This is a genomic window from Streptomyces composti (genome assembly GCF_012034205.1).
Taxonomy (GTDB): domain Bacteria; phylum Actinomycetota; class Actinomycetes; order Streptomycetales; family Streptomycetaceae; genus Streptomyces; species Streptomyces composti.
The window spans coordinates 1-1,176 of record NZ_JAATEM010000080.1 but is presented as its reverse complement, the minus strand read 5'-3'; the positions used below and the strand labels follow the sequence as shown (position 1 = coordinate 1,176).

At 75.7% G+C, this 1,176-nt stretch carries 1 protein-coding gene; it reads right to left on the bottom strand.

Features of this window, described 5'->3' with window-relative positions:
• A partial coding sequence (locus HCJ93_RS29015) for an FAD-dependent oxidoreductase (RefSeq protein WP_167998801.1) occupies nucleotides 1–1,128 on the bottom strand: 1,128 nt, incomplete at its 3' end.
• Nucleotides 1,129–1,176 lie beyond the last annotated feature (48 nt).

Sequence of the window (1,176 nt, the reverse complement as noted above, 5' to 3'; positions counted from 1 at the left end):
GAGGGCCAGGGAGACTGCGGTGAGGGCGCTGTTGAAGGAGACCTCCGAGAGCACGCCGGGGGCGGCGACCTGGTCACCGGCGAGGTAGACGCCGTCGCCCCGGTCGACGGCGGGCCGGTCGCGCCAGCTGGTGCCGGGCAGGTCGACGGCTCCGGTCCGGCCCTGGGCGATCGCGTCCTGCCGCCAGGTGAGCCGGTCGCGCCAGCCGCCGAAGCCCAGGTCCAGCAGCTCCTCGGCGCGCCGGACACCGTCGGCCTTCGTCTCCCCGGGGCCGATGGGGATCTGACCCTGGATCAGTTGCTCGCCGGCCGGGGCGAGCGTGCGGTCCTGGGCGGTGAAGCGTTCCAGCCAGCCCGGCGCGTCCAGGTCGGACACCACGAACGCGTCGCCGCGGCGGGTGCGTACGGCGAGGTCGACCAGGACGGTACGGCCGCTCGGCCAGGTCAGGGAGGAGTCGCCGAGGAGCCGGCGGGCGGAGTCCAGCGAGGTGGCGACGACGACCGGGGTGTCGGTGGGGAGGGTGTCGACCCGGGACAGGGTCTCCATGCGGACGCCCAGGTTCCAGGCGCGGGCGGCCATCCGGTCGATGAGCGAGCCCCAGCCGCCGCGCGGGTAGTGCGCCTCGGGCGGCAGCTTGGTCGCGCGGCGCAGCCGCTCCTGCACGAAGGCGGCGGACAGCGAGCCGGGGTCGTGGTGGAAGAGGGCCACCGCGGAGTAGTGGGCGGCGGCCCGCGCGGCCTCCTCGCCGGCGACGCGGGTGGCCCAGGTGAGGAAGTCGGTGTCGACGGGGGCGTCGGCGCCGCTGCGGCGCAGCAGCTTCAGCATGGCGAACGGCGGTGTGCGGCGCAGCACGCCCCGGTGCCGCAGACGCAGCCGGGCCGCCTCCAGGGGCGGGAGCGGGGCGAGCGGGCCGATGAGGTTGCGCTGCCGGAGCCAGGCCCAGTGCGGGCCGCCGTTGTAGAGGGCGTGCGGTCCCTCGTTCGTCCGGTAGGGGCCGTCGGCGGTGCGGGCCCGGCCGCCGAGGGTGTGGTGGGCCTCGTGGACGGTGACCTTGGCGCCCGCCTCGGCGGCGGTGATGGCCGCGGTCAGTCCGGCGAAGCCGCCACCGATGACGGTGATGTGATGCATGGCTGGGGGTCTCCCTTGCTCGGTCGCCTGATGACGTGTTCTCCCGCT